This window comes from Bradyrhizobium sp. UFLA05-112 (genome assembly GCF_053572325.1).
Window position 1 is genome coordinate 13621 of sequence record NZ_JBANBK010000120.1, and the last position, 5178, is coordinate 18798.

The window sequence follows — 5178 nt, forward strand, 5'->3', positions numbered from 1 at the left end:
AGAGGGCGCGGGCCCAAAGTGAGCATCATCGCGCAACTCGGACGGCGTCGGCGCATTCAGATCAACAAATGACGCAAGGCCGCCGTAGGTGTCTGAGCGAGCTCTGGCAGAAGGCCCGGGCGCAAAGTGAGCATCATCGCGCAGTTCAGACGGCGTCGGCGGGTTCAGATCAACAAATGATGCAAGATCGCCGTAGATGTCGGAGGCAGCCCTGGCAGCTAATGGTGACGCGGGTTCTCGCATCTCCAGTCTCAACCGAGCCCCAGCTTCCTGGCTCGCGGTGGTTGGGGCTGCGGGAAGCGACTGCGGCGGGCTGGGCCGCACAGCGCATAGGCCGGCTGGCAAAGCCGACTGCTCACGGGCTTGCAGTCCAAGGGCTTGGTTCGCCTCGACGAGTTTTAAGTAGCTCCGAAGATGTGACAAATCGGGACTGTGTAATCTGCTTCCAGTCAGTTTGAACGCTTCCACATCGTTGTGCAGCGTTAACTCCTCCTTGTTAGAGCCGTTAAGTCGGCCAGCTATGCTCTTCCTGTCATTTTCTTTAAGCCACGCACTCAGGGCACGAAGACGTGTAGCCCGCTTCTGCGCAGATTGCCTTAGCTCCGCAGTCGGAGTTTTAAGATCTTTCAAGGCTTGGCCGAGCGCGCCATCGATCAGGGCGGCGTCTTCGGGATGAGGAGCCAGGTATCGAGGGCGACCAATGCCACGGCGTTCGGATGCTTCGGCTTCTTCACACCCGGGCAAGACCCGCCTGAGATCATTCAGAGCCGATTTGAGCCGGTTCTGAGGGTCCCGCCCCAGGCTGCTCCTGTACGTCGAAATTTCATCATCTAGTGGACCGCCTCGCAACCGAGAAGCCAAAGTGCCCTTATTGTTAGCCTGGAGCCACCTAGCAAAATTCCTAAATCCGGAAAGAGAGTTACTGATGGCGCCTGAGGTAACCTCACGTTCCTCGGCCTTGACCCGGAACCTTGCCAACAGATCCGCGTCTTCGGTAGGAAGGTCCTCCGTCATTTGCTCTAGCGACGGGAGGCTTCCGGGCGCAACCTTGTTTAGCTGTCCGACTACAGCAGGGCGGCCGCCATCCCTCAGATAGTCCTGCACATCAGCGACAAAGGAACCATGACCAGGAGAATCAGAGTTAAACCGGCGCGATATTGGGCTCCGATTCTCTTGGCGGAGCCAGCGGCTTAAATGGTGCAGATCACCTACCATTCTCTTGACGGTCCTCTGGTGCGTCTTCGCATCAAGGGCCGCTTTCTTGAAGGTGGAAACAAGCTCCTTGTCCTCGGCAAAGGGCTCAGAGCGGTCGCGCTTGGCGCCTACGCGGACCTCCGCAGGCTGCTGTCCTCTAGAGTTCGGCCGTGGACCTGGCCCGCGTGCCACCGCCTCCGCGCCACCGAATGGGACGCACCCGGGACCGCTCCGGATCTCTCCGCCCTGCTGCGCAGACGAAGTGGATTGCGATTCGCGCAGCTGCTGCTCAAAGCTCGCTTGCAGACTTGCCTCGGCGGCCTGTTGCTCTAGCGGCAGCTCCGTATTCTGCTCCGTGAGGCCTCGCACCAACGGATTCAACTGCCGAGCATGAAACTGCGAACCATCCATACCGATCTCGATTCGAAGGTATAAGCCGCGGAGTACTCTAACGTTTCGTCTGCTACCCTCCGCACCGGGCTTTGTACTAGGTCAACCAGCTTACGAGAGGCTGACCAGTCGGCAAGAAGCGGAGTTTAACAGCCACCGTTGCCTCACGCGCCCACTAGGTTGCTGAGGAGGAAAGGTTCGTCAGCCGGCGATGTCTGGGTCTTTTGAATTTCTGAGCAGGCCGGGGCCGATGGGTAGTGGAATTCGAGGCGGCGCAGGATGCGACGGGCCTCGGCAGGCGCAAATGCTTGATATAGTGCGCCGGCGGTATGGATCGACAGATTGTCCTGCACGACACGGACGCAGGGGGCATCTGGATAATGGACGTCGACGAGTTCGCGCATGCAGTGCGCGTAGTCTACGGCGGCGCGGTGGTCTGTAACCTTGACGTTGCGCCAGCCGCGATGCGGATCGAAGGTGACGAAGAGATTGACGGTGCCGTTGCGGCGATATTCGTAATCGTAGCGCTCGCGCTGTCCCGGTTGGGCCGGGATCGGCTGACGGACCTCGCCGATAAGCTGGACGGGAGTTTCGTCGAAGCAGACCAGGGGCCGCTCGGGATCCGGCGCTTCAGCGTAGAGATCGAGCACGTCCTCCATGCGGGCGACGTATTCGCCGTCGACACGGGGAATGCACCACATGTCCCTGCGCCACGGCTTGAGGTCGTTGTCGGCCAGCCGGCGGCGCACGGTCTCGCCCGAAAGGCTGTCGTGATCGGTGAGCTTGACCATCGCGTCGGCGAGCAGCGTCAGCGTCCAGCGTTTGCGGCCGGTGGGCGGCTTGGCGCATGCCGTCGCCACCAGCAGGGCCTCTTCCTTGCCTGTCAGCTTGCGTTCCGCGCCCGGACGCGGCTCCTCGCTCAAGGCCCGCACCAGATTGCCTTCCACGAAGCGGCGCTTGGTCCGGCCGACGGTGGAAAGGCTGACCCGGACGGTTCGGACAATCTCCGCGTCGCAGCTGCCGGCATCGGCCGCCAGCAAAATCTGCGCCCGCTTGAGTTTGCGGGCGGCATGCTTGCCGCCACCGAGCATCGCCGTCAGTTCGTCCCGCTCGGCTTGGCTCAATTCGACCCGATAACGTACATTCATGCTTCGCCTCCTTGTCGGAGGCCGGGACGAATCCAGCGATGAGTCAAAAATCAGGCGCGCACTTGACCGAGAAGCAGGGTCACTATCTTGCTTTCATCCATACCTATTCGTACATGTTCGGACAGCCGCCCGCCGAGGCCGACATCCAGCGTCATTTCCGCGTCAGCCCGCCGTCAGTCCACCAGATGATCGTCACCCTCGAACGGAACGGCTTCATTCGTCGCCAGCCCGGCGTCGCACGAAGCATCGAGATCCTCCTGCCACCCGAAAACTTGCCCATCCTCGAATGGCTCGGTATCAAAACGTCAAAATCACTGTGATGAACCACTAGTCCGGCTCAAGATAATGCGGTCCGAGGCGCAGGGGCTCGCCAAGGCTTTGGATGAGCGAAAGGCGTCGACTAGGATTGAATGCATGAAGACCTACGGCTTTCCATCGCAGAAGTACCTTGAACAGTTGCGCGCGGCCGAGGAGTTGGCGCCTGCCGATCCACCGCGCGCGTTGAAGGGTGAACCGGGGACGCTGTTCGAGGTCAAGCTGCAACCCAAGGCGCTGCGCAATGGTGCAATGCCGAGCCCGATGTGGGTGCACATCCATACGAAGCGGCCGGTCCATGTGCGACAGTTGACGACGCTGGATGACGCCGACTTCGCTGCTTGCCACGTCAAGTCCAATGAACAACGCGGCTACAATCAGCAGTGGCAGAACGCCCGGGCTGCGACTGGTCGCGAAAACGTCGTGGTTCACCGCGGCAAGCTTACGCCTGCATTCTGTCAGTCCTTGTTGGCCGCAGTGCATAGTGACATCCCACGCTATCAGCTTGCCGAGGAGGACCAATTGTCGACGCAGGCCGCTCGACTTGGGATCTAGGGTCCTTTAGCGGTTGAGTACGCAGTGGCGACATCATTGGTCTGACGTTGGAAAAGCGTGCCGCAATTAGGATGGTGGACCTACAGCAGCCCGTAGCCTGAAAGCTTCCGAGACGAAGTACTTTCGCTCTTCCCCGAACGCATGGCGAGTTCTCGCGGTCAGCTCCAAAACCAGCTTCAAAGCCAGTACCGAGGCCAAGCGGCCGATAACAATTGCCGGAATCGACCAATCACTTCTATCGCGCTTTTTGCACTGCCGCCGACAGCTCGCGCGTGGCTTCGTCCGGTCTAGCCAGAGTCGATCGGAATCAAGGAAAGGGCCGGCGCGCGTGCCTTGCTGTTGTCGCGAAGGGCCTATATCGCCCGAGTAGATCGGGCGGAACGCTGGTCGAGCGAGGCTTATTCGCGGCTCTTATGTAGCCCCGAGGCCTGCACCGAGACACATTGGGGAATGACGCTAATTGGGCGTTCGATCAGGCGTATCGATGGTTAGAAAGCCGCTCGCCGCGCGCGACACGCAGGTGCAGACTTTACTGTTCATCGCTCGCTCTTCACTGCTGAAGAACACGTCACGAGTGATCGACCTTAGCTGACGCCTCCAGGATCGGCAGCACGCAAGACCGCATTCTCCGCGCCGGCAACCAAAGATCATGTCGACGCCGGCATCTTCCAGTCGCCTCCAGCATGGAGCGACGGGCAGGGACGTCAATTTCTAGGGCCAATCGGGGACCCTGATCTTGAACGGGGCGTTCGCGAAGCCACCGGTATTGCCGAACGTCTCGTAGCGGATGTGCGCCGCGGGTCTGCCCGCTTGGCTCCAAAGCTGTTTGGCCGCCTCCAACATGCCGAACGGGCCGCACACATAGAGCTCACCACGCGCGTCTAGTTGGGCGATCTCGCCGCCGATGTCGATCCGCTGTCCCTCTTCACTGACGAAACGCTGAAGCCGTTCGCCGATATAGCGGGCAAGCTCGTCCGCGAGTGCCAGATCGCTGCTGCTACGCGCAGCATAGAGCAGGCGAAAATTCGCGTCCGTTTGCTTCAGCGCCAGCGCCATTGTGTAGATCGGCGTGATGCCGATGCCGCCGGCCAGCAGCAAATAGTCCGGCCGGCCGTAGCTCAGTTCGAAGCTGTTTCGCGGCTCGAAAATCGTGAGCCGTTCGCCCGCCTTGAGGCGCCACATGCCGACCGACCCGCCCCGGCTGGAGGCGACCCGCTTAACAGCGATGCGATAGAGCCCGTCCGCACAGGGTCCTACCAATGAATAGCTACGAAGCTGGGGCCGCCCGTCGATCGGCACGAGAACGTCGATGTGACTGCCAGGCGTTACCTTAGCTGACGGGTAGTCCGGCTCGATCTCGAAGAGACGGACGTCAGGAGTAAGATCACGCGTGGCGCGAAGACGTGCACCAATCGGTTCCATCGGCTTGGCCATGACTTTTCGCTCACTCGGCCGCAAGGTTTGCGACCACGCGGTCCTGCTCGTCGGCCACCATTTGGTCGATCAGCCGCCGTGCCCAGAGTGCGCCCGCATCGATGTTGAGATCGTAGAAGGGCGAACGCGGGTTCTTGTCGAT

The 5178-nt window shown here is 60.7% G+C and carries 3 protein-coding genes and 4 pseudogenes; 3 read left to right on the forward strand and 4 right to left on the reverse strand.

Annotated features, from left to right (window positions below; all coding sequences use genetic code 11):
* Positions 1–243: pseudogene (locus tag SO180_RS38790) on the reverse strand (hypothetical protein); the annotation flags it as partial.
* Positions 244–1194: 951 nt separating this feature from the next.
* On the opposite strand from SO180_RS38790, the gene SO180_RS38795 reads away from it, so the two are divergent.
* Positions 1195–1527: a hypothetical protein gene (locus tag SO180_RS38795; protein WP_449384061.1), complete on the forward strand. Its 333-nt coding sequence runs from the start codon at positions 1195–1197 to the stop codon at positions 1525–1527.
* A 311-nt stretch (positions 1528–1838) separates the two neighbouring features.
* Here the strand turns inward: SO180_RS38795 and SO180_RS38800 are convergent.
* A pseudogene (locus SO180_RS38800) lies at positions 1839–2732 on the reverse strand (IS630 family transposase); the annotation flags it as partial.
* 38 nt (positions 2733–2770) lie between these two features.
* On the opposite strand from SO180_RS38800, the gene SO180_RS38805 reads away from it, so the two are divergent.
* Together SO180_RS38805 and SO180_RS38810 are read left to right on the forward strand one after the other, a co-directional pair.
* Positions 2771–3052 (forward strand): LexA family protein, encoded by a 282-nt coding sequence (locus SO180_RS38805; protein WP_449384062.1) that lies wholly within the window; start codon positions 2771–2773, stop codon positions 3050–3052.
* Position 3053: 1 nt separating this feature from the next.
* Positions 3054–3602, forward strand: a pseudogene (locus tag SO180_RS38810) (hypothetical protein); the annotation flags it as partial.
* 711 nt (positions 3603–4313) lie between these two features.
* Here SO180_RS38810 and SO180_RS38815 read toward each other — a convergent pair.
* Positions 4314–5036 carry a ferredoxin reductase gene (locus tag SO180_RS38815; RefSeq protein ID WP_449384063.1) on the reverse strand — a complete coding sequence of 241 codons (723 nt, stop codon included), beginning with the start codon at positions 5034–5036 and terminating at the stop codon, positions 4314–4316.
* A gap of 10 nt (positions 5037–5046) precedes the next feature.
* Positions 5047–5178: pseudogene (locus SO180_RS38820) on the reverse strand (aromatic ring-hydroxylating dioxygenase subunit alpha); the annotation flags it as partial.

Bases quoted from the DNA above. Each gene is read 5' to 3' on its own strand.
- SO180_RS38815 (WP_449384063.1), bottom strand. From the start codon at position 5,036: ATGGCCAAGCCGATGGAACCGATTGGTGCACGTCTTCGCGCCACGCGT.
- SO180_RS38805 (WP_449384062.1), top strand. From the start codon at position 2,771: ATGAGTCAAAAATCAGGCGCGCACTTGACCGAGAAGCAGGGTCACTAT.
- SO180_RS38795 (WP_449384061.1), top strand. From the start codon at position 1,195: ATGGTGCAGATCACCTACCATTCTCTTGACGGTCCTCTGGTGCGTCTT.